Below are 3,614 nucleotides of genomic sequence, written 5' to 3' on the forward strand. Positions count from 1 at the left end.
CGGAATTCGGCTTGAGGTTTTGAAACAGTTGTCCGGTAAAGGGGGACGACCGGACAGGCTCTACCAAGCCAACTTGCGGCCATGGCAATAACGGATTGATCCTCTAAGTTATCCGGAGATGTATTTTCCACGCGAGCAAACAGGTCATCCATTTGCTTTTCAAACCAGTTATTGCTTCGGGAGTCCATAGACAATCTGGCACAGCAAACCATCACTCCCCAGAGAGACATCAATAGGTTTTGCTGTGAGAGCTGAGGGTTTTCACTGATTCGGTAAACAAGCGATTCAAACATAGAGGTAACCGCGTTCAGCTCAACGAACTCACCCAGTTTCGCCGTGGCCCACAGCAGATTGGCGATTTCCTGTGGTTTAAAGCTGGCTTTCTGTGCGTTAACGTGGCGCAACAGCACGGCCACGGCCTCGTCGAGTTCTGATGTCCACTCCCCGTTGTCCAGTAGTTTCGCCATGGTCCACAGCAGGTTGGCGATTTCTTGTGGTTTAAAGTTAGCTTTCTTTGTGTTGACGTGTGGCGACAGCGCGGCCACGGCCTTGTTAAACTCTGGTGTTCGCTCCTGCCCGTTGTCCACCAGTTTCGCCATGGCCCACAGCAGGTTGGCGATATGCTGGGCATTAAACAGGTTTTTGTGTGCGTTCACGTGTTGTAGCAGCGCGGCCACAGCCTTGTTGAGCTCTGGTGTTCGCTCCAGCCCGTTGTCCACCAGTTTCGCCATGGCCCACAGCAGGTTAGTGATTCCCAGGGCTTTAAATTGGTCTTTCTTTGCGTTCACGTGAGGCAACAGCGCAGCCACGGCCTCGTTAAGCCCTGGTGTCCGCTCCTGCCCGCTATCCACCAGTTTCGCCATGGCCCACAGCAGGTTGGCGATTCCCTGTGGTGTAAAGTTATCTTTCTTTGCGTTCACGTGTGGCAACAGCGCGGCCACGGCCTCTTTAAGCTCTGGTGTCCTATCCAGCCCGTTGTCCAGCAGTTTCACCATGGCCCACAGCAGGTTGGCGATTTCTTGAGGATTAAAGTTAGCTTTCGCTGTGTTGACGAGTGGCAACAGCCCGGCCACGGCCTCTGTGAGCAGCGGTGTCCGCTCCAGCCCATTGTCCACCAGTTTCGCCGTGGCCCATAGCAGGTTGGTGATTTCCTGTAGTTTAAAGTTAGCTTTCTGTGCGTTCACGAAGGGCAACAGCGTGGCCACGGCCTCTTTGAGCTGTGGTGTCCACTCCAACCCCTTATCAACCAGCTTCGCAGTGGCCCATAGCAGGTTGGCGATTCCCCGGGCATTAAATTGGTCTTTATGTGTGTTTACGTGGGGCAACAGCGCGACCACGGCCTTATTGAGCCCTGGTGTCTGCTCTTGCCCGTTGTCCACCAGTTTCGCCATGGCCCACAGCAGGCTGGCGATATGCAGAGGAATAAATTGGTCTTTCTGTGCGTTCACGAGGGGCAGCAGCGCGGCCACGGTCTCTTTGAGCCCTGGTGTCTGCTCGTGCCCGTTGTCCACCAGTTTCGCCATGGCCCACAGCAGGTTGGTGATACCCTGTGGTTTAAATTTGTTTTTCTGTGCGCTCACGTGGGGCAACAGCGCAGCCACTGCCTCGTTGAGCTCTGGTGTTCGCTTTTGCCTGTTGTCCACCAGTTTCGCCATGGCCCACAGCAGGCTGGCGATACCCTGTGGTGTAAAGTTTGCTTGCTGAGCGCTCACGTGGGGCAACAGTGCGGCCTCGGCCTCTTTGAACAGTGGTGTCCTCATCTGTCCGTTGTCCACCAGTTTCGCCATGGCCCACAGCAGGTTGACGATTTCCTGTGGTTTAAAGTTAGCTTTCTGTGCGCTCACGTGGGACAACAGCGCGGCCACGGCCTCGTTAAGTTCTGGTGTCTGTTCCTGCCCGTTGTCCACCAGTTTTGCCATGGCCCAGAGCAGGTTGGCGATATGCTGAGGTATAAATTGGTTTTTTTTTGCGTTCACGAGGGGCAACAGTGAGGCTACGGCCTCTTTGAGTCCTGGTGTCAACTCATACCTGTTATCCACCAGTTTCGCCATGGCCCAGAGCAGGTTGGCGATACCCTGAGGTGTAAAGTTTGCTTTCTGTGCGCTCACATCGGGCAACAACGCGGCAACGGCCTCTTTGAGTTCTGGTGTCCGCTCCTGCCCGCTGTCCACCAGTTTCGCCATGGCCCACAGCAGGTTGGTAATGCCCTGGGCATTAAATTGGTCTTTCTGTGCGTTCACGAGGGGCAACAGCGCGGCCATGGCCCCCTTGAAAACTGATGTCTGCTCCTGCCCGCTATCCACCAGTTTCGCCATGGCCCACAGCAGGTTGGCGGTATGCTGAGGTATAAATTGGTCTTTCTGTGCATCCACGTGTGGCAACAGCGCGGCCAGGGCCTCCTGGAACTCTGGTGTGTGCTTCTGGCCGTTGTCCACCAGTTTCGCCATGGCCCACAGCAGGTTGGCGATTCCCTGGGCATCAATATCCCATGCTGCAGCTTTGCGGTTGCACTTGAATATTATTGCATCAAGCAGCGTTGACAATAAGGCAGCTTGTGTACGCTTAACACGCTGATCCATGGGGTTATTAGGGGTAAAAACACCCGCTGAAGTAAATGAATGAAGTGTTGTCGTCAGGCTTAGCCAATTCCAGCTCCGTGTTACTGTGAAATTTTGCAGTAAACGCATCAGCTGGCTTTGTTCCACTCGATTTAACGGTCTTTTAGCAGCAGACGTGTATTTTTTAATTGAACTGGCATATTGACCGTGATTTCTCCCATCATAGCGATGACCGAAATGATCAGATTTACTTATCAGGTCATCCACTACTTCCTGTTTGATGAGGGCATTAAAGTCTTGAGCATGATTTACTGAACGGCGCAGTAGATATTGAGAAGAGTATGCGATAGAAGATTGGTAAAATTCATTACGCCTTGGGGCTGTGCGGGGTGGAGGATCCCATTGTCTGACTGTGGTATGTCTATATCGTCCGCGCCTTGAAGAAGCGGCATGGTCATTCGGTTGGTTGTAATCATTATTTGATCTTGTGTATTGACCACTGATACCAGCAGAGTTTCTATCCATATTTATATTTCTTTAATTCATGAAAATATAAAAAGCAGACTGCTGTTCTGTTCAAAAGTTCATTTTGCCGCAATGTTTATAAACGTAAACGGTTGGGGGAACACATCTACTCCTGATGCCATCAATCCGTTATTTGCAAATCATCCGGGGCGAGATGTATAGGTAACAGGTGTTCAACGCTGGCATTCCTTCCCGGAATGTGAAAGAGGTTCGTGAGTCATGATGGGAGGAAGGCAATTACTGGCTGGTTGTTTTCTTCCTCTTTTCTGGTCTGCCGGTTTGCTCTTTTGAATGTTCTTCGGCGGTTAAGTAACCGTGATCTGAGGGTCGCCTGCCTTTATCAGCAGTAACGTATGCCGCATCTGCCCAGCTTCTTTTAAGTGATACAGAGCCATGCCCCTGTGGCGGGAAGCCTATCCTGGACTTTATTTGATCAATACATGGTTTCATTGAATCCTGAGTCAAGAGCCTGTTAACCGGAATTTCAACGACCTCAAATCCTGCTTTTTGCAACAGTGCGATTTTCAGCAG

The 3,614-nt window shown here is 51.8% G+C and carries 2 protein-coding genes; both read right to left on the reverse strand.

From position 1 onward, the window contains the following. Positions 1–3,083: DUF1601 domain-containing protein (locus CX664_RS17705; protein ID WP_146000115.1), on the reverse strand; the 3,083-nt coding region annotated here is incomplete at its 3' end. Positions 3,084–3,320: 237 nt separating this feature from the next. After that, a partial coding sequence (locus tag CX664_RS17710; RefSeq protein WP_219622226.1) for a hypothetical protein occupies positions 3,321–3,614 on the reverse strand: 294 nt, incomplete at its 5' end.

Origin of the sequence: Endozoicomonas acroporae (assembly GCF_002864045.1) — a bacterium.
Taxonomy (GTDB): Bacteria; Pseudomonadota; Gammaproteobacteria; order Pseudomonadales; family Endozoicomonadaceae; genus Endozoicomonas; species Endozoicomonas acroporae.